The organism is Kluyvera sichuanensis, assembly GCF_040930405.1.
In the GTDB taxonomy this organism is placed as follows: Bacteria; Pseudomonadota; Gammaproteobacteria; order Enterobacterales; family Enterobacteriaceae; genus Kluyvera; species Kluyvera sichuanensis.
In genome coordinates this window covers 1,159,454-1,178,601 of sequence record NZ_CP162271.1, presented here as the reverse complement: position 1 = coordinate 1,178,601, position 19,148 = coordinate 1,159,454, and the positions used below count along the sequence as shown (strand labels likewise).

Here is a 19,148-nt window from a genome sequence, read left to right as displayed (position 1 = left end):
TAAACGCTCCTTACGCTTTCTCGATGTTAACCAGGAACGCCTTATACTCCGGCGTCTGCGAGTTGGAATCGCCCACGTTCGGCGTCAGGGTATTGGCGATATAGCCTTTACGGGCAACGCCTTCATAACCCCAGTGCAGCGGAATACCGATGGTTTCCACCTGCTGACCGTTGACGTTCAGGGTCTGCAGACGACGCGTTACCACCGCCACGGCGCGAATAAAGCCGCGCTTGCTGCTGACGGTCACGCGGTCACCGTTGGCAATCCCTTTGGCCTTCGCCAGTCCTTCGCTGATTTCCACAAACTGCTCTGGCTGCGCAATCGCGTTGAGGCGCGCATGCTTAGTCCAGGTATGGAAATGTTCGGTCAGACGATAGGTAGTGCCAACGTATGGGAACTTGTCTTTCTTCCCAAGACGCACGGCATCTTCTTCGTACAGACGCACTACCGGGCTGGAAATAACGTTCGGGTGCAGCGGGTTAGTTCCCAGCGGCGTTTCCATCGGCTCGTAGTGTTCCGGGAACGGCCCTTCTGCCAGCTTATCGAGCGCAAACAGACGACCCAGGCCTTCCTGCTGCATAATAAACGGATTGGTCTTGCTTCCTGGCGGCGCGGTATTAAAGTCCGGGATATCGTTACCCGTCCATTTCGTACCGTTCCACTGGATCAGCATCCGTTTCGGATCCCACGGTTTGCCGTTCACGTCCGCCGAAGCGCGGTTATACAGCACGCGACGGTTGAGCGGCCAGGCCCATGCCCAACCCAGCGTATTGCCCAGCCCTGATGGGTCGGCGTTATCGCGGTTGGCCATCTGGTTACCCTGTTCAGTCCAGCTACCGGTATAGATCCAGCAGGAGGACGCCGTGGTACCGTCATCGCGCAGCAGCGCAAAGCTATTAAGCAACTGACCTTTCTTCGCCACCAGCACGCCGTTGGCGTCATACAGGTCGGCCAGCGCATAGCCGTTGTTCTCTTTAGCGACTTCTTCCGACTCTGGGTGATCAGGCTGTTTGTAGTTCCAGCCCATCTTCAGCAGCGGCTCAACGCCCTTACCGCCTTCGTTGCGATACATCTCGCGCAGACGATGGTAAATACCGGCCAGAATCTCGCCGTCGTTACGCGCTTCACCCGGTGCTTCTTGACCTTTCCAGTGCCACTGCAACCAGCGGCCGGAGTTAGCAATCGAACCGTCTTCTTCTGCAAAGCAGGTCGACGGCAGACGGAACACTTCGGTCTGAATCGTTGATGGGTCAACGTCGTTAGACTCACCGTGGTTCTGCCAGAAGGTAGACGTCTCGGTCACTAACGGGTCGATAACCACCATGTACTTCAGTTTGCTTAAGCTGCGTACGACCTTGTTTTTGTCCGGGAAGGACGCCACCGGGTTAAAGCCCTGGCAGATGTAGCCGGTGACTTTGCCGTTATCCATCATGTTGAAGTATTTGATAACGTCGTAGGCCTGGTCCCATTTCGGCAGCCAGTTAAAGCCCCAGTCGTTATCCTTCGTTGCCGCGTCGCCGTAGAACGACTTCATCAGGCTGACGAAGAACTTCGGATAGTTGCTCCAGTAGTTCACCTGATCGGGCAGCAGCGCTTTCGGCGTATTGGCGGTCAGATAGGTTTGCAGATCCGCCTGCTTGTCCGACGGCAGCGTCAGATAGCCGGTCAGGCTGGTCGACAGCAGACCTAAGTCGGTTAAGCCCTGAATGTTCGAGTGACCGCGCAAGGCGTTCACACCGCCGCCTGCCATCCCCATATTGCCGAGCAGCAGCTGGATCATCGCCATGGTGCGAATGTTCTGCGCCCCGACGGTGTGCTGTGTCCAGCCCAGCGCATACAGGAAGGTGGTGGTACGGTCTGCCGCACTGGTGGAAGCCAGCACATCGCACACTTTCAGGAAGTCCGCTTTCGGCGTACCGCAGATGTTCTCCACCACGTCCGGCGTATAGCGGGAAACGTGCTGCTTCAACAGGTTCCACACGCAGCGCGGATGGGTCAGCGTTTCATCGCGTTTGGCATAGCCGTTTTCATCGTACTGATAGTTCCAGGACGATTTATCGTACTGGCGTTTCTCGGCGTCATAGCCGCTAAACAGGCCGTCTTCGAAGGCAAAATCATCCCGCACCAGCAGGCTGGCGTTGGTGTAATGCTTCACGTACTCGGCGTTGATCTTATTGTTTTCGATAAGATACAGCAGTACGCCCGACAGGAAGGTAATGTCGGTACCGGAACGAATTGGCGCATAAATATCAGCTACCGACGCCGTACGCGTAAAGCGCGGGTCGACAACGATAAGCGTGGCATCGTTATTGTTTTTCGCTTCCATCGCCCAGCGGAAACCCACTGGATGGGCTTCAGCGGCGTTACCGCCCATCACCATCACGACGTTGGCGTTTTTGATATCAACCCAGTGGTTGGTCATCGCACCGCGACCAAATGTTGGAGCAAGACTTGCTACCGTTGGTCCGTGTCAGACGCGCGCCTGGTTGTCTACCGCCAGCATACCGAGCGAGCGCACAAACTTCTGCGTCAGCATGCCGGTCTCATTACTTGCCGCGGATGCGCACAGCATCCCGGTGGAGAGCCAGCGGTTAACCGTCACGCCCTGATCGTTCTTCTCAATAAAGTTGGCGTCGCGGTCGGCCTTCATCAATTTTGCGATGCGATCGAAGGCTTCATTCCACGAAATACGCTGCCATTTATCCGAGCCAGGTGCGCGGTATTCCGGGTAGCGCAGGCGACTTTCACTGTGTACATAGTCCAGCAGCCCCGCGCCTTTCGGGCACAGTGCGCCGCGGCTTACCGGATGATCCGGGTCACCTTCAATATGGTAAATCGATTCCCGGGTATTTTTGGCTCCATCGCCCAGGCTATACATTAATAGCCCACAACCTACGGAACAGTATGTGCAGGTGTTACGAACTTCTTTAGCGCGCAGTAATTTGAAATGTCGCGCCTGTGCTAACGCCATTTTCGGGGCAAACCCTAATGCCGCAGCCGTCGTCCCAGCCATACCGCCCGCGCAGATTTTAAAAAACTTTCTGCGGCTGACGTCCATTGTTTTCCTCATCGTATGGATGTACTTCGAGAAGGAAACTAACAGCAATGCCCCTGTTTTTTTTGCGTCAAATCAATGTCGAAAACTGAGCCCCCCTTAATAGTCAGGGTCAGCGAATTTCATTAATCCTTTAGGGTTAGGCGTCGAGGAAAAATATCACCAGCGGCGGCAAAAAAATGCTATAACCGCAGACTTCGTTTGTAAAAGCATCAGGTTAGAGATGGATAAGAAGAGAGCGACGCTGACGGGACTCGCCGCCATCGTATTATGGAGCACCATGGTGGGGCTGATTCGCGGCGTCAGCGAAGGGCTTGGCCCGGTGGGCGGTGCCGCAATGATCTATAGCCTGAGCGGCCTGTTGCTGATATTTACCGTCGGTTTCCCGCAGTTGCGTCAAATCCCGCCGCGTTATCTTGTAGCCGGCAGCGTGCTGTTTGTTAGCTATGAAATCTGTCTCGCGCTCTCACTTGGCTATGCGGGCACCCGCCAACAGGCAATTGAAGTCGGTATGGTCAATTATCTCTGGCCAAGCCTGACCATTCTGTTTGCTATTCTGTTCAACGGCCAAAAAAGCAGCTTATGGGTGATTCCGGGCTTATTGCTTTCGCTATTCGGCGTGACCTGGGTATTAGGCGGCGAGCACGGTCTGGATATCGCGGAAATAACCCGCAACGTTATCTCAAGCCCGCTGAGCTATATTCTGGCCTTCGTTGGCGCATTTATCTGGGCGGCCTACTGCACCGTCACCGCCAGATATGCCAAAGGCAAAAACGGTATTACGCTGTTTGTTTTATTAACGGCGCTCAGCCTGTGGGTGAAATTCCTGGTAAGCGAACAGCCACCGATGATCTTTAGCTGGCCGGTGGTGATTAAACTGGTTCTGTGCGCGCTGGCATTAGGATTAGCCTATGCGGCGTGGAACGTCGGTATTCTGCACGGTAACGTCAGCCTGCTGGCCGCCGCCTCTTACTTTACCCCGGTGCTCTCCTCAGCGCTGGCGGCGGTTCTGCTCAGCGCCGCGCTTTCGTGGTCATTCTGGCAGGGAGCCGCCATGGTCTGCGCGGGCTCCCTGCTCTGCTGGTATGCCACCCGGCGTTAGCCAATTAATCGCCGTACAGCTTAATGCTCAGAATGTTGGTAATCGAGCGACCGTTCCAGTGATACTCCAGATGCTCTGCCTGCGTCACTTTCTTCACCAGGCAGGGCCGATAAAGCACATAGCAGGTGTGGCCGGTATGGCGCACCGAACAGTAGTGAATACCGTCTCGGCCCTGCATTTTTTGCCCCTGCGCAAAGACCTTTGACTGGCTGTAGTCCGTGGCATGATAGAGCGGCGACGAGATAAACGGCTCGCGAGTGATATCCACTAAAGCCGCATCAAATTCCGTATACAGCACCCGCATCTGAACTTTTTGCGCGGGTTCGTTGGTGTAGCCGAAGATGCGTTCCTGATGGTACACCGTCTCCTTCACCGCCGTATCCAGCAGCGGCGCGCAATAATAACCGCCAAAATCGCCGGTCGTGAAGCGTGCGCCCTCAGGGTTGATGTGCGTAAAGGCGGCCATCACGTAACTGCTACCATTAAGCCCAACCAGCCAATCTGCTTTCGGCACACGCATCAGTTCGCCGGCCTGCTCCAGCAACCGTTCGTTGGTCAGCGCTTCCACGGCCCAGACGGCTTCAAGTTCATCAATGCTGGCGACATCTTCAAACAGGTCGATGGTGGGATAGCGGCTGGGAATGATCCGGTAGGCAACCGCATCCGTTAAATCAATGAGGGATGGCGCTTCAGTGTTCAAGCCATCCCTCCTCGCCAGGACTGAAGTCGGGACGCAACCTCATAGAGATCGGCAACCCGGCCACCGTTCATCACATCCATTGCCGAACGTCCGGCAAAGAAAGGATGGGAGTTAGGTTTACGCACCCAGCCGTAGATGCTGTCATCGGCGGTGAACAGCAAACGCAAGCACTTATGGATATTCAGGATATAGCTCATTCGTTCCTGAATATCGAGACTTAAGCGAATACCGCCCTTCGACTCTTTATATTTGTTCAATGTTGAACGCGAGCTAATTCCAAGTAACCGAAGTTGTTCATCTGTGTTGCACTGCCATTTTTCCAGAATACGGAACACGACCGGCAGCGCTTTGCTGGTATCAACATTACCGTTTACATGGTTCTCTTGTACTGTGGCCATATGCCCTCCCGTACGTTATCTCCGTACATCATCCGAGAAGCGGTATGTACATTTAATAACGATTGTAGTGTAAATGTTCAATAATGTACATCCCCACTCGAGAGAGCACGGTTGGCTGATTGGCAAATTATTATGCCGGATTCGGCACCTTCGCCAGACTGCGCCAGATACCGGCGGCCAGCAACAGAAGCAGCACGCCCGCCGTCGCCAGCACAATGCTGTGCGAGTTGATAAACGCCATTTTTGCCGCGTCAATCAGGCTTTGTGCCGGGATGGCGGGCATCGACTGCGCCAGCTTTATCGCTTCGCTAATCGATGAAGCTGCCTGCTCGGCCTCCGCGCCGTCTATCCCGTCAGGCAGCACAATCGACGAGGTGTAGCTGCGGGTCAGGATCAGGCCAAACAGCGCAATACCCAGCCCCGCGCCCAGCTCGTAGGCCATGGTTTCAATGGCCCCTGCTGCTGCCGCTTTTTCTTTCGGTGCCGCCGCCATAATCGCCGAACTGGAGGCCAACAGCGCGCTGGCAACGCTAAAGCCCAGCAGCGTCATCAGCCCCCACGCCTGCCATTGCTGGGTGCTGAAATCAGTCATCGACAGGCCCAGGAAGCTCAGCGCGCTTAACAGCATCCCGCCGGTCGCCACTTCACGCAGCCCCAGTTTCGACACCAGCATCCCGGCAATCGGGCCGCTGAAGCCGCTCGCCACCATCACTGGTAGCATAAATAGCCCGGCTTCAAACGGCGTTTTACCGTGCACAAACTGCAGTTCCTGGGCCATCAGCAGCTCAAAGCCCACCAGGGTAATCAGCGCCGTCATCGCCATCATGACTCCGCTTAAAATAATGCGATGGGTAAAGAGGCGCATATCCACCATCGGGCGCGTTGCCGAGAGCTGTTTACGGACAAACCAATACAGCATGCCAGAACCGGCAATCGCCACCATCGCCACCAGCCACAGTGCAAGCTGCCCTTTCAGCGCTGATTTAGCGCTAAACACCAGCATCAGGATGGCGGCAATCAGCACCAGCGCCTGGAAGAGATTCAGCGGCTGCTCGCGTCGCGCAGGCTGGTGCGGCACCACTCTGGCATTAATGGCAATCACCACCAGCACAATCGGCACGTTGATCAAGAACACCGATCCCCAATAGAAGTGCTCCAGCAGCATGCCGCCCACCAGCGGGCCAAACGCCGCGCCGCCGGAACCAACGGCCGCCCACAGCCCCAGCGCCATATTACGATGACGCGCTTCAGCAAAGGTGGTACGGATCCCGGCGAGCGTGGCCGGTACAATCATCGCCGCGCCGATCGCCAGCAGTGCGCGTGAAGCAATCAGCGTTAGCGCCGTCGGCGAAAACGCCGCGGCCAGCGATGCCAGGCCAAAGATCCCGCTGCCGAGCAACAGCAGGCGTTTAAAACCAATCTTGTCGCCGAGCGCGCCCATTGGCAGCACCATCCCGGCCATTACCAGTGAATAGATATCAATGATCCACAGCAGCTCATTGCCGCTGGTGCCCAGCGCGACGCTCAGCGTCGGCGCGGCCACGTGCAGCACGGTGGCATCAATCGCCACCGGGATATAGACCATCAGGATAGCCATGAGCGTTAACCATTGGCGTGACATTTTTCCGTTCCTCACTTCATTGTTCATTGTTGGACATGCGTCCAGGAACGAGATCCTGCCGGATTGTTGAACGCATGTCCAATTTTTTGTTATTCTCAGCTAAACCCTACTTAAACGAAGAAAAATGAACTATTTAACCCGAGAAGAACGGCGGGAAGCGATCCTTAAAACCGCCATGCAGGTGGCACTAAGCGGCGGCTTTAGCGCCATGACCGTACGTAATATTGCCAGCGTTGCCGGAGTCTCCAGCGGCCAGGTGCATCACCACTTCACCTCTATTGGTGAACTCAAATCCCTCGCCTTCGTCAGGCTGATCCGTGAAATGCTCGATATGCCACTGGTGGCCGATGATGCGAACTGGCACGACCGCCTCTTTTCGATGCTTGGCAGCGATGATGGCCGCCTTGAGCCCTATGTGCGTCTCTGGCGGGAAGCTCAATTACAGGCGGACAGCGACAGCGATATTAAAGGTGCTTATCTGCTGACGATGGATATGTGGCATAAGGAAACCGTATCGCTGATTTTACAGGGCACGGAAGCCAATGAATTTCGTCCCATTGATAGCGCAGAAAATATTGCCTGGCGATTAATTGCGTTAGTGTGTGGACTAGATGGAATTTATGCACTAGGGATGGCGGAAATTAGCGACGAGATCTTCGCTCGCTATATACAGCATTATATTACGCTAGAGCTTAATCCCGCTTAATTTACATTTAGTAACAATTAACAACGTTTTATTCACAGCGCGTTTTCTTACAACGCGCTTTTTTTATCTATTCTTCAACGATAAAGCGATAAAACGGCCTGGCATTAATAATCCCCTCTCCCTACATCGCTGTTTTTCCTTTGTTTCTTTTTTATGACGCGTTTTCCGAGGGTTATATGGCAAATAATGAGAAAGAGAATCATTATCTTTTAAAAGAGTGGAAACCTGAGAATCCCGGATTCTGGGAAAATAAGGGGAAATCAATTGCGAGGCGAAATCTGTGGATTTCCGTTGCCTGTTTATTACTCGCTTTCTGCGTCTGGATGTTATTTAGCGCCGTTGCGGTGAATCTCAATAAAGTTGGCTTTAATTTCACCACGGACCAACTCTTTTTATTAACTGCATTACCTTCACTTTCTGGTGCCATATTACGCGTGCCCTACTCCTTTATGGTACCCATATTGGGTGGGCGCAAATGGACGGTGTTAAGTACGGTAATTCTGGTTGTACCGTGCGTCTGGTTGGGCATTGCCATTCAGAACACCTCTACCCCTTACGAAGTATTTATCATCATCGCACTGCTGTGCGGATTCGCTGGGGCTAACTTTGCCTCCAGTATGGGCAACATCAGCTTCTTCTTCCCAAAAGCGAAGCAAGGCAGCGCGCTCGGCATTAACGGTGGGCTCGGCAACCTTGGCGTCAGCGTGATGCAGATGGTCGCCCCCGCGGTGATCTTCCTGCCGATCTTCACCTTTCTTGGCGTTCACGGCGTGCCGCAGGAAGACGGTTCTATCCTGTCGCTGGCCAACGCCGCCATCATCTGGGTGCCGCTGCTGGTTATCGCCACTATCGCCGCCTGGGTGGGGATGAACGATATCGCCAGCTCCAAAGCCTCAGTGCGTGACCAGCTTCCGGTGCTGAAACGCCCGCATATGTGGCTGCTGAGTTTGCTCTATCTGGCAACCTTCGGCTCATTTATCGGCTTTTCTGCCGGTTTTGCGATGCTGGCAAAAACCCAGTTCCCGGACGTTAACATTCTCAAGCTGGCCTTCTTCGGGCCGTTTATCGGCGCGCTGGCGCGTTCATTCGGCGGTGTGATTTCCGATCGCCTCGGCGGCGTGAAGGTCACGCTGGTGAACTTTATATTGATGGCAGTGTTTACCGGCCTGCTGTTCCTGACGCTGCCAGGCAGTGGCTCCGGCAGCTTCCTCGCCTTCTACGTGGTGTTTATGGGGCTGTTCCTCACCGCCGGTCTCGGTAGTGGCTCCACCTTCCAGATGATCGCGGTGATTTTCCGTCAAATCACCATCGACAGCGTCAAAAAACGCGGCGGCAGCGATGAAGAAGCCCAGCACGAAGCGGTTACCGATACCGCCGCCGCGCTCGGTTTTATCTCCGCTATCGGCGCAGTTGGCGGCTTCTTTATTCCAAAAGCCTTCGGCACCTCTTTAGCCATGACCGGTTCACCGGTTGGCGCCATGAAAGTGTTCTTTGTCTTCTACGTCGTGTGCGTGCTGGTGACATGGCTTGTCTACGGCCGCCGCAAACCGACGTCAAAATAAACATAACTATGTGAGCAGTGTAACCACGGGGGAGCAAAGCCCCCCGTCAGGAGGAGCAAGTATGAGCAAGCTACTGGATCGCTTTCGCTACTTTAAGCAGAAAGGCGAGACCTTTGCCAACGGTCACGGACAGGTCTACGACAACAACCGTGACTGGGAAGACAGCTATCGTCAACGCTGGCAATTCGACAAGATCGTTCGCTCGACCCACGGGGTGAACTGTACGGGCTCATGCAGCTGGAAGATTTACGTCAAAAATGGTCTGGTCACCTGGGAAACCCAACAGACCGACTATCCCCGCACCCGCCCTGACCTGCCTAACCACGAACCTCGCGGCTGCCCGCGCGGTGCCAGCTACTCCTGGTATCTCTACAGCGCCAACCGTCTGAAATACCCGCTGGCGCGTAAAAAGCTGATTGAGCTGTGGCGCGAAGCCCTCGCCGAGCACCCGGACCCAATGGTGGCCTGGGACAGCATCATGAAAGACCCGGAAAAGACCCAGAGCTACAAGCAGGCGCGCGGTAAAGGCGGCTTTGTACGTTCCTCGTGGAAAGAGCTTAACCAACTGATTGCCGCCGCCAACGTCTGGACGATTAAAAAGTACGGTCCCGACCGCGTGGCGGGCTTCTCGCCGATCCCGGCGATGTCGATGGTCTCCTACGCCGCCGGTACCCGCTATCTCTCCTTGATTGGCGGCACCTGCTTAAGCTTCTACGACTGGTACTGCGACTTACCGCCCGCCTCACCGATGACCTGGGGCGAGCAGACCGACGTGCCGGAATCCGCCGACTGGTACAACTCCAGCTATATCATCGCCTGGGGTTCCAACGTGCCGCAGACCCGTACCCCGGATGCCCACTTCTTCACCGAAGTCCGTTACAAAGGCACCAAAACCGTCGCCATCACCCCAGACTTCTCAGAAGTCGCCAAGCTCAGCGACCAGTGGCTGGCGCCGAAACAGGGTACCGACAGCGCGCTGGCTATGGCGATGGGGCACGTGATCCTCAAAGCGTTCCACCTCGATAACCCAAGCGAATACTTTATCAACTACTGCCGTCGCTACACCGACATGCCGATGCTGGTGATGCTCGACAGCCGCGACGACGGTTCGTATACCGCAGGCCGCATGCTGCGTGCGTCGGATCTGGTGGATGGGCTGGGGGAAGCCAATAACCCGGAATGGAAAACCGTGGCCTACAACCGCGACGGTGAACTGGTGGTGCCAAACGGCTCTATCGGTTTCCGCTGGGGCGAAAAAGGTAAATGGAATCTCGAGTCGCTGGCGTCGGGGAAAGAGACCGAACTGACCCTCTCGCTGCTGGATAACCGCGATACCGTCGCTGGCGTGGCATTCCCCTACTTTGGCGGCAACGAAAACCCGCACTTCCGCAGCGTCAAGCAAGACCCGATTCTGGTGCGTAAGCTACCCGCCAAGCAGCTGACCTTCGCCGACGGCAGCAGCCGTCTGGTGGTGAGCGTCTATGACCTGGTGCTGGCCAACTACGGCCTCGACCGCGGTCTGGACGATGATCTGGCAGCGAAAAGCTTTGATGAGGTGAAAGCCTACACCCCGGCCTGGGGCGAGCAGATCACCGGCGTATCGCGCCATAACATCGAAAAAATTGCCCTTGAGTTCGCCGACACCGCGCACAAAACACACGGACGCTCGATGATCATCCTTGGTGCCGGGGTTAACCACTGGTACCACATGGACATGAACTACCGTGGGATGATCAACATGCTGGTGTTCTGCGGCTGCGTCGGTCAGAGCGGCGGCGGCTGGGCGCACTACGTGGGCCAGGAGAAGCTGCGTCCGCAAACCGGCTGGCTGCCGCTGGCCTTCGCGCTGGACTGGAACCGCCCACCGCGCCAGATGAACAGCACCTCCTACTTCTACAACCACGCCAGCCAGTGGCGCTATGAGAAGCTCACCGCACAGGAACTGCTCTCACCGCTGGCCGACCCGAAAAAATATACCGGTCATCTGATCGACTTCAACGTCCGCGCCGAACGTATGGGCTGGCTGCCGTCCGCGCCGCAGCTTAACCTCAACCCGCTTACCGTGAAGGCGAAGGCCGCAGCAGCGGGCATGACGCCGCAGGAATACACCGTTCAGGGGCTGAAATCTGGCGACATCCGTTTTGCCAGCGAACAGCCAGACAACGGCGCGAACCACCCGCGTAACCTGTTTATCTGGCGTTCTAACCTGCTCGGTTCTTCCGGTAAAGGCCACGAGTACATGCTGAAGTATCTGCTCGGTGCCGACAGCGGGATTCAGGGCGAGGATCTCGGCTCGACCGACGACGTCAAACCGGAAGAAGTGGAATGGCAGACCGCCGCCATTGAGGGCAAACTTGACCTGCTGGTCACCCTCGATTTCCGTATGTCCAGCACCTGTCTGTTCTCCGATATCGTCCTGCCGACCGCCACCTGGTACGAAAAAGACGATATGAACACCTCGGATATGCACCCGTTCATTCACCCGCTCTCCGCCGCCGTTGACCCGGCATGGGAGTCAAAAAGCGACTGGGAAATCTACAAAGGCATCGCCAAGGCGTTCTCGGAAATCTGCAAAGACCATCTTGGCGTGGAAACCGACGTGGTGCTGCAACCGCTGCAGCACGATTCCCCGGCGGAGCTGGCGCAGCCGTTTGCCATTCAGGACTGGCGTAAAGGCGAATGCGACCTGATTCCGGGCAAAACCGCGCCGAACATTATCGCGGTCGAGCGTGACTATCCAGCCACCTACGAGCGCTTTACCTCGCTCGGCCCGTTGATGGACAAACTCGGCAACGGCGGCAAAGGCATCGGCTGGAAAACCCAGACCGAGATAGATTTCCTCGGTAAGCTCAACTACGTCAAGCTCGATGGCCCGGCGAAAGGCCGCCCGTGTATTGAGACGGCAATTGATGCCGCCGAGGTGATCCTCACCCTGGCGCCGGAAACCAACGGTCAGGTGGCGGTGAAAGCCTGGGAAGCGCTGGGCGAATTTACCGGTCTCAACCACACCCATCTGGCAACCAACAAAGAAGACGAGAAGATTCGCTTCCGCGATATTCAGGCGCAGCCGCGCAAAATCATCTCCAGCCCAACCTGGTCCGGCCTTGAAGATGAACACGTCTCCTATAACGCGGGTTACACCAACGTGCACGAGCTGATCCCGTGGCGTACCGTGTCGGGCCGCCAGTCGCTGTATCAGGATCACCCGTGGATGCGCGATTTTGGCGAGAGCCTGGTGGCCTATCGCCCGCCAATCGACACCCGCAGCGTCAGCCACATGAAGGAAATTCCGCCGAACGGCTTCCCGGAAAAAGCGCTGAACTTCCTGACGCCGCACCAGAAATGGGGCATTCACTCTACCTATAGCGAAAACCTGCTGATGCTGACGCTGTCGCGCGGCGGGCCAATTGTCTGGCTGAGCGAAACCGACGCTAAAGAGTTGGGGATCGCCGATAACGACTGGATTGAAGCGTTCAACGCCAACGGCGCGCTCACCGCCCGTGCGGTGGTCAGCCAGCGCGTACCGCCGGGCATGACCATGATGTACCACGCCCAGGAACGCATCATGAATATTCCAGGCTCAGAGGTTACCGGACGACGCGGGGGGATCCATAACTCGGTCACCCGTATCTGCCCGAAACCGACCCACATGATCGGCGGCTATGCGCAACTAGCCTATAGCTTCAACTACTACGGAACGGTCGGTTCGAACCGTGATGAGTTCATTATGATCCGCAAAATGAAAAACATTGATTGGCTGGATGATGAAGGCAATGACCAGGTTCAGGAGGCAGCAAAATGAAGATACGCTCACAGGTTGGGATGGTTTTAAACCTTGATAAATGCATTGGCTGCCACACCTGCTCCGTGACCTGTAAGAACGTCTGGAGCAGCCGCGAAGGGATGGAATACGCGTGGTTTAACAACGTCGAAACCAAACCGGGCATCGGTTTCCCAAAAGACTGGGAAAACCAGGAGAAATGGCAAGGCGGCTGGGTGCGCGGCATCAGTGGCAAACTGACCCCGCGCATGGGCGGCCGCCTGGGCGTGCTGTCGAAAATCTTCGCCAACCCGCTTATCCCGGGCATTGACGATTATTACGAACCGTTCACCTACGACTACCAGCACCTGCACAACGCGCCGGAGGGTAAAAACCTGCCGACCGCCCGCCCGCGCTCGCTGATTAGCGGCCAGCGGATGAACAAAATTGAATGGGGCCCGAACTGGGAAGAGCTGCTCGGCGGCGAGTTTGAAAAACGCGCCCACGACCAGAACTTTGCGGCAATGCAAAAAGAGATGTACGGCCAGTTCGAAAACACCTTCATGATGTATCTGCCGCGTCTGTGCGAACACTGTCTGAATCCAAGCTGTGTCGCCACCTGCCCGAGCGGCGCGATTTACAAGCGTGAAGAAGACGGCATCGTGTTGATTGACCAGGACAAGTGCCGCGGCTGGCGTATGTGCATCACCGGCTGCCCCTACAAAAAAATCTACTTCAACTGGAAGAGCGGTAAGTCTGAAAAATGCATCTTCTGCTACCCGCGTATTGAATCCGGCCAGCCGACAGTCTGTTCGGAAACCTGTGTGGGCCGTATTCGCTACCTGGGCGTACTGCTGTATGACGCCGACCGTATCGAAGAAGCCGCCAGCACCGAGCACGAAACCGATCTCTACGAGCGTCAGTGCGACGTGTTCCTTGACCCGCACGACCCGGCAGTGATTGAAGAAGCGCTGAAACAGGGCATCACCCAGAACACGCTGGACGCCGCGCAGCGTTCACCGGTGTACAAAATGGCGATGGACTGGAAGCTGGCGCTGCCGCTGCATCCGGAATATCGCACCCTGCCAATGGTCTGGTACGTGCCGCCGTTGTCACCAATCCAGTCCGTTGCCGATGCCGGTGGCCTGCCAAAAACCGACAGCGTTCTGCCGGCGGTGGAAAGCCTGCGCATTCCGGTACAGTATCTGGCGAACATGCTCAGCGCGGGCGATACCGGCCCGGTGCTGCGCGCGCTGAAACGCATGATGGCGATGCGTCACTACAAACGTTCTCAGACCGTTGAGGGCGTGACCGACACCCGCGCGATTGAAGAAGTGGGCTTAAGCGAGGCGCAGGTTGAAGAGATGTACCGTTATCTGGCGATCGCCAACTACGAAGACCGCTTCGTGATCCCAACCAGCCACCGCGAAATGGCGGAAGATGCCTTCCCGGAAAGCAAGGGCTGCGGTTTCACCTTCGGCGACGGCTGCCACGGCTCGGACACCAAGTTCAACCTGTTTAACAGCCACCGTATCGACGCCATCAACATCGGGGAGAAAAACTAATGCGGATCCTGAAAATCATCGGGCTGCTGATGGAGTACCCCGATGAGCTCAGCTGGGATAACAAGGATGAGCTGTTTGCGTTAATCGACAGCGACGCCCCAGCGCTGCGCCCGTTCCTCGAGCAGCATCTGGCGGTGTCGCTGCTCGATAAGCAGGCGGAATGGTGTGAGATTTTTGAACGCGGACGCGCTACCTCGCTGCTGTTGTTTGAGCACGTGCACGCGGAGTCCCGCGACCGGGGCCAGGCAATGGTTGAGCTGATGACGCAGTATGAACAGGTCGGCCTGCAGCTGGACTGCCGCGAGCTGCCCGATCATCTGCCGCTTTATCTGGAGTATCTCAGCATTCTACCGCAGGCTCAGGCGCAGGAAGGCCTGCAAAACGTCGCGCCGATTCTGGCGCTGATTGGCGGTCGCCTTAAACAGCGCCAGGCACCGTGGTATCAGCTGTTCGATACCCTGCTGGCATTGGCCAATACTTCATTATCAAGTGACAGTGTCACAAAACAGGTGGCGGGCGAAGCGCGAGACGATACCCGCCAGGCGCTGGATGCAGTCTGGGAAGAGGAACAGGTGAAGTTTATCGAAGATAACGCCACCGCCTGCGACAGTTCCCCGCTGCAAAGCTATCAACGACGCTTTAGCCAGGACGTGGCGCCACAGTACGTGGACGTCCGTGCGGGAGGCCCGAAATGATACAGTACCTCAACGTCTTTTTTTACGACATCTACCCTTACCTCTGCGGCACGGTGTTTCTGCTCGGCAGTTGGCTGCGCTACGACTACGGTCAGTACACCTGGCGCGCGTCCTCCAGCCAGATGCTCGACAAGCGCGGGATGGTGATTTGGTCCAACCTGTTCCACGTCGGTATTCTGGGGATCTTCTTCGGCCACTTCTTCGGCATGTTAACGCCGCACTGGGTGTATGAATCCTGGCTGCCGCTGTCGCAGAAACAGCTGATGGCGATGATTCTGGGCGGTGCCTGTGGGGTGATGACGCTGGTCGGCGGCGCAGGTCTGCTGATTCGTCGTCTGTTCAACCCGCGCATTCGCGCCACCTCATCGACGGCGGATATTCTGATCCTCAGCATCCTGCTGATCCAGTGCTGCCTCGGCCTGACCACCATTCCGTTCTCCGCGCAGCACCCGGACGGCAGCGAAATGCTTAAGCTGGTGGACTGGGCGCAGGCGGTGGTCACCTTCCACGGCGGCGCTTCCGCGCACCTGGACGGCGTGGCCTGGGTCTACCGCGTGCATCTGGTATTGGGCATGACCATCTTCCTGCTGTTCCCGTTCACCCGCCTGGTGCACGTCTGGAGCGCGCCAGTGGAATACCTGACCCGACGTTATCAAGTGGTCCGTTCCCGCCGATAGTCTCTTTATCGTAACGTAGCCCGGCCGAGCATCGCGACGCCGGGTTTTTTACGCCACCAACAAAATACTAAACCTATTCTCAACCATTTTATTTTTCACCACCATAACGCGTAATAACGCGCTATATTACGCTCGTTGAATTTACCACTGCGCCTGATGGCACACGGGAAATATAAATTCACTCAGCATCGTAATTAATAATCTTGTTATGGCGAGGCTCCTGAATAAACATAAGTTATCGCCCTGGTGGTATCGAGAGAGACCATCACAGGGAAATACAGGCATCCATCGAATCAAGGTGTTGCCAAGATAACTTCTGACGGCTCAAGGCCGTACAGATACGTTGTTCAGTGCTAAAACCGGGACGTAGGGATTTCTCTGTCATTTCCAGTTTTGTTCGCCCTATATAGAATTTCTATAGGGAACATTTTGATGTCTTATATTCATGCCACTGCGCCGCACTACCCAACCGCCCCAACTACGGGCGATATTATCTCAAGCTACATGTCGAAAACGTTTATTTCGTTGCCGGAACCGCTTAGCGTAAAAGAAGCGCGCGAGCTGTTTCTGCGACAATTAAATGACGACCATTTCCCCTGCGCCGTATTCGTGGTGTCCGGCGACAATCTGCGCGGAATATTATCGACGCGCACGCTGTTACAGGCGTCCGATGATAATCAGCCGGTCGCGCAGTTGATGACCACCACGTTATTCCACGTCAGCCCGGATGATACCCGCGACGTGGCGGCGAGCCTTATCGAAAAGCATCGTCTGACGCTACTGCCGGTGATTGAAAACGGCAAGCTTATCGGTTGCCTGAATGAAAAAGAGATAGACCAGCTGTTAGCCGATGAAATCACCGAAGACGCCCAGCTTCAGGGCGCGACGTTGCCGCTGGAAAAACCGTATCTGGAGATAAGCCCGGTGACGCTGTGGAAAAAACGCGCCGTCTGGCTGCTGCTGCTGTTTATCGCCGAAGCGTACACCAGCACCGTAATTCAGCACTTTGAAGAGGCGCTGGAGTCTGCTATTGCGCTGGCGTTCTTTATCCCGCTGCTGATTGGTACCGGGGGCAACAGCGGCACGCAGATCACCTCAACGCTGGTGCGCGCCATGGCGCTGGGCGAAGTGGGCCTGAGGGATTTGGGGCGTATTCTGCGTAAAGAGATGTCGACGGCGATGCTGGTTGCTATCACGCTCGGCGCGGCAGGTTGCCTGCGGGCGTGGATCATGGGCATTGGCCCGGAAATCACCTTTATTGTCAGCCTGACGCTGGTGTGCGTCACTATCTGGAGCGCAGTCGTCTCCTCGGTGATCCCGCTAGTCATCAAACGCGTTGGCATCGACCCGGCGGTGGTCTCCGCGCCGTTTATTGCTACCCTGATTGACGGCACCGGGCTGATTATCTACTTCAAAATCGCCCAGCATTTCTTAGGGTTAAATTAACGCGTTACCGCTGCTGAATGCCTGATGGCGCTTTGCTTATCAGGCCTACACTCCCGTAGCCCGGCCAAGCGAAGCGCCGCCGGGGTTCGCTCCGAGCTAATTCCCGGCGTCGGCTTCGCCTCGGCCGGGCTACAGGGTAAAGGTGTCGCCGGTTGCTGGGGAGATAATCTCCGGCAGCCACAGCTTACCCCACGCGCCGGTGCAGTGGCAGCCCATCACTTTATCGGGCTTTAACTGGTGCAAGAACCGCCTGACCTGCCAGAGCGTCCGCGGCGAAGCACAGCGCAGATGAAAGCCGCCGATCAGCGCATGAACCTTGTCGATCCCGGTAATCTGCTGGCAGTGCCGCACAATGTTGATAATCCCGCGATGCCCGCAGCCGGTAATAATCACCAACCCGCGTTCGGACAGATAAATCAGCACGCCCTCATCAACCACGTAATCCGTTTTATCGCCGGTCACGCCGTAGGCTTTAGGGCGATCAACGGCTATCTCGCCTGACCAGATAAAACGGTCGCTAATGTGCAGCGGCGCGCGGGTGTATTCCATACGATGGCGAGCGTAATCAATCTCCAGCGAGAGCTTTTTGATTTTATGGCTGCGCCCCGCCACGCTTAGCGCGGCATAGCGCTCGTTGCCGATGGTCGGGTGGCAAATAATTCGGCTATTATCCGGCAGCCAGGGCACGCCTCCACAATGGTCGTAGTGACCGTGTGAAAGCACCGTCGCCGTGAGGTTATCCAGCGAAATACCCATCTGCGCGGCATTGTGCTGGAAGCTGTTATCGGGGCCGGTGTCGAAAAGAATGGCGGTGGTTTCATCCTCGATCAGCAGACTTAATCCCGCTTTGGCTCTCAGACCGCTATCGGCCCCGCAAGCCAGATGGTTTTCAAGTAATACACGGATCGTTAAGGCCATATCATTTCATCCCTGAAAATTACGTCTACGGGGCAACGCGGCGCCAAACCCCGGCGTCAGCTTCGCCTCGGCCGGGCTACGGGTTATTTTCCGGCTTCGGGGTGGGTGTCGAATGCCGCCATGATGGCCGCCAGTTCGCTGACGCTAAAGCCGTATTTCGGATCGGTCACGCCAAGCCCGAAGCGGGTTTGCAGCGCTTCGTACAGCGCGGGCACGTCCGGGAAATCAATCTTCTCAACCACATGGTTATTATCCCAATGGGTAAAGTGGAAGTTGGTCAGCGTCATTTTGCCACCGTCGGGTAGATGGCGACACATCAGCAGATGGTGACGGAAATGCGACTGCGGCCAGTGCGCCGACCAGAAGTTGCCCATCACGTAATCCGACGCGTACTGACGGCCCAGGTCGAAGTGATACATCGACTGCCAGTGGTCGTGATGGCTGAACTGTAAAATCCACTCCTGGTTTTCATACAGCAGACGGTAGTCGCCGTGCGGCGTGGTCTGGGTAATATCCGCCAGCAGCTTGATTGGCGCGGTCAGCGTTTGCCCGCCAAAACCAACGTCGGCAATCCAGCGTTCACCGTCCACGTCCACCAGCAGCAGGCGGTGGGTTCGCGGCGGCATCTGCGGCGGATGCGCCAACACCACACGCCCCAGCAGGCTGCGCACGTGGAAACCGAGTTCACGCAGCACGCGCTCAAACAGACCGTTTTGTTCAAAGCAGTAGCCCCCGCGACGCGCGTGAACCAGCTTATCTTCCAGCGATTGATCTTCGAGGTGCATCTCGCGCGGCAACAGCACATCAAGGTTCTCGAACGGAATGGCGCTGTTGTGGTGGATATGCAGACTGCGCAGCGTCTCAATCGATACATCAGGGGTGCCCGTCCAACCGAGACGAGCAAAATAGGCGCTTAAGAAAGGGGTCATCAAAGCCTCCAGCG

The 19,148-nt window shown here is 56.3% G+C and carries 14 protein-coding genes and 1 riboswitch; of the genes, 8 read left to right on the top strand and 6 right to left on the bottom strand.

What is annotated here, in order from left to right:
• Positions 1-10: 10 nt before the first annotated feature.
• Entirely contained in the window at positions 11-3,058 is a 3,048-nt protein-coding gene (gene fdnG, locus AB2B48_RS05840) for a formate dehydrogenase-N subunit alpha (RefSeq protein ID WP_368301076.1), read from the bottom strand.
• Between the two features lie 220 nt (positions 3,059-3,278).
• On the opposite strand from fdnG, the gene yddG reads away from it, so the two are divergent.
• The gene (gene yddG, locus AB2B48_RS05835) at positions 3,279-4,157 is read left to right on the top strand and encodes an aromatic amino acid DMT transporter YddG (RefSeq protein WP_368301075.1); all 879 of its coding nucleotides are present in this window, start codon (positions 3,279-3,281) and stop codon (positions 4,155-4,157) included.
• 4 nt (positions 4,158-4,161) lie between these two features.
• Here the strand turns inward: yddG and AB2B48_RS05830 are convergent, their stop codons facing one another.
• From AB2B48_RS05830 to AB2B48_RS05820, 3 genes are all read right to left on the bottom strand, one after another.
• Complete coding sequence (locus AB2B48_RS05830) at positions 4,162-4,857, bottom strand: RES family NAD+ phosphorylase (RefSeq protein ID WP_368301074.1); 696 nt, start codon at positions 4,855-4,857, stop codon at positions 4,162-4,164.
• Positions 4,854-5,255 carry an antitoxin Xre-like helix-turn-helix domain-containing protein gene (locus AB2B48_RS05825; RefSeq protein WP_368301073.1) on the bottom strand — a complete coding sequence of 134 codons (402 nt, stop codon included), beginning with the start codon at positions 5,253-5,255 and terminating at the stop codon, positions 4,854-4,856. Before AB2B48_RS05825 ends, AB2B48_RS05830 begins: the two co-directional genes overlap by 4 nt.
• A gap of 130 nt (positions 5,256-5,385) precedes the next feature.
• Positions 5,386-6,876, bottom strand: coding sequence for an MFS transporter (locus AB2B48_RS05820; RefSeq protein WP_368301072.1), 1,491 nt, complete (start codon positions 6,874-6,876; stop codon positions 5,386-5,388).
• 124 nt (positions 6,877-7,000) lie between these two features.
• On the opposite strand from AB2B48_RS05820, the gene AB2B48_RS05815 reads away from it, so the two are divergent.
• The 7 genes from AB2B48_RS05815 to AB2B48_RS05785 all read left to right on the top strand — a co-directional run bounded on the left by AB2B48_RS05815 (position 7,001) and on the right by AB2B48_RS05785 (position 17,287).
• A complete protein-coding gene (locus AB2B48_RS05815) occupies positions 7,001-7,582 on the top strand; it encodes a TetR family transcriptional regulator (protein ID WP_368301071.1) in 582 nt (193 codons plus the stop codon).
• Positions 7,583-7,758: 176 nt separating this feature from the next.
• Entirely contained in the window at positions 7,759-9,144 is a 1,386-nt protein-coding gene (locus AB2B48_RS05810; RefSeq protein ID WP_185666288.1) for a NarK family nitrate/nitrite MFS transporter, read from the top strand.
• 61 nt (positions 9,145-9,205) lie between these two features.
• Positions 9,206-12,946, top strand: coding sequence for a nitrate reductase subunit alpha (locus AB2B48_RS05805; RefSeq protein WP_368301070.1), 3,741 nt, complete (start codon positions 9,206-9,208; stop codon positions 12,944-12,946).
• Entirely contained in the window at positions 12,943-14,469 is a 1,527-nt protein-coding gene (gene narH / locus AB2B48_RS05800; RefSeq protein WP_185666286.1) for a nitrate reductase subunit beta, read from the top strand. The genes AB2B48_RS05805 and narH overlap by 4 nt, the downstream gene beginning before the upstream one ends.
• Positions 14,469-15,164 (top strand): nitrate reductase molybdenum cofactor assembly chaperone, encoded by a 696-nt coding sequence (narW, locus tag AB2B48_RS05795; RefSeq protein WP_185666285.1) that lies wholly within the window; start codon positions 14,469-14,471, stop codon positions 15,162-15,164. Before narH ends, narW begins: the two co-directional genes overlap by 1 nt.
• Complete coding sequence (gene narI, locus AB2B48_RS05790; RefSeq protein ID WP_064545526.1) at positions 15,161-15,841, top strand: respiratory nitrate reductase subunit gamma; 681 nt, start codon at positions 15,161-15,163, stop codon at positions 15,839-15,841. The genes narW and narI overlap by 4 nt, the downstream gene beginning before the upstream one ends.
• A 195-nt stretch (positions 15,842-16,036) precedes the next feature.
• Positions 16,037-16,220: riboswitch (M-box (ykoK) riboswitch) on the top strand.
• Positions 16,221-16,273: 53 nt separating this feature from the next.
• Positions 16,274-17,287, top strand: a complete 1,014-nt coding sequence (locus AB2B48_RS05785; RefSeq protein ID WP_368301069.1) for a magnesium transporter — start codon at positions 16,274-16,276, stop codon at positions 17,285-17,287.
• Positions 17,288-17,416: 129 nt separating this feature from the next.
• Here the strand turns inward: AB2B48_RS05785 and AB2B48_RS05780 are convergent, their stop codons facing one another.
• Both AB2B48_RS05780 and nhoA read right to left on the bottom strand, forming a co-directional pair.
• Positions 17,417-18,205, bottom strand: coding sequence for an MBL fold metallo-hydrolase (locus AB2B48_RS05780; protein ID WP_368301068.1), 789 nt, complete (start codon positions 18,203-18,205; stop codon positions 17,417-17,419).
• A gap of 83 nt (positions 18,206-18,288) precedes the next feature.
• Positions 18,289-19,134: an N-hydroxyarylamine O-acetyltransferase gene (gene nhoA, locus AB2B48_RS05775; protein WP_368301067.1), complete on the bottom strand. Its 846-nt coding sequence runs from the start codon at positions 19,132-19,134 to the stop codon at positions 18,289-18,291.
• Between the last annotated feature and the right edge of the window lie 14 nt (positions 19,135-19,148).

Bases quoted from the DNA above. Each gene is read 5' to 3' on its own strand.
- yddG (WP_368301075.1), top strand. From the start codon at position 3,279: ATGGATAAGAAGAGAGCGACGCTGACGGGACTCGCCGCCATCGTATTA.
- AB2B48_RS05825 (WP_368301073.1), bottom strand. From the start codon at position 5,255: ATGGCCACAGTACAAGAGAACCATGTAAACGGTAATGTTGATACCAGC.
- AB2B48_RS05820 (WP_368301072.1), bottom strand. From the start codon at position 6,876: ATGTCACGCCAATGGTTAACGCTCATGGCTATCCTGATGGTCTATATC.
- AB2B48_RS05815 (WP_368301071.1), top strand. From the start codon at position 7,001: ATGAACTATTTAACCCGAGAAGAACGGCGGGAAGCGATCCTTAAAACC.
- AB2B48_RS05810 (WP_185666288.1), top strand. From the start codon at position 7,759: ATGGCAAATAATGAGAAAGAGAATCATTATCTTTTAAAAGAGTGGAAA.
- AB2B48_RS05805 (WP_368301070.1), top strand. From the start codon at position 9,206: ATGAGCAAGCTACTGGATCGCTTTCGCTACTTTAAGCAGAAAGGCGAG.
- narH (WP_185666286.1), top strand. From the start codon at position 12,943: ATGAAGATACGCTCACAGGTTGGGATGGTTTTAAACCTTGATAAATGC.
- narW (WP_185666285.1), top strand. From the start codon at position 14,469: ATGCGGATCCTGAAAATCATCGGGCTGCTGATGGAGTACCCCGATGAG.
- narI (WP_064545526.1), top strand. From the start codon at position 15,161: ATGATACAGTACCTCAACGTCTTTTTTTACGACATCTACCCTTACCTC.
- AB2B48_RS05785 (WP_368301069.1), top strand. From the start codon at position 16,274: ATGTCTTATATTCATGCCACTGCGCCGCACTACCCAACCGCCCCAACT.
- AB2B48_RS05780 (WP_368301068.1), bottom strand. From the start codon at position 18,205: ATGGCCTTAACGATCCGTGTATTACTTGAAAACCATCTGGCTTGCGGG.
- nhoA (WP_368301067.1), bottom strand. From the start codon at position 19,134: ATGACCCCTTTCTTAAGCGCCTATTTTGCTCGTCTCGGTTGGACGGGC.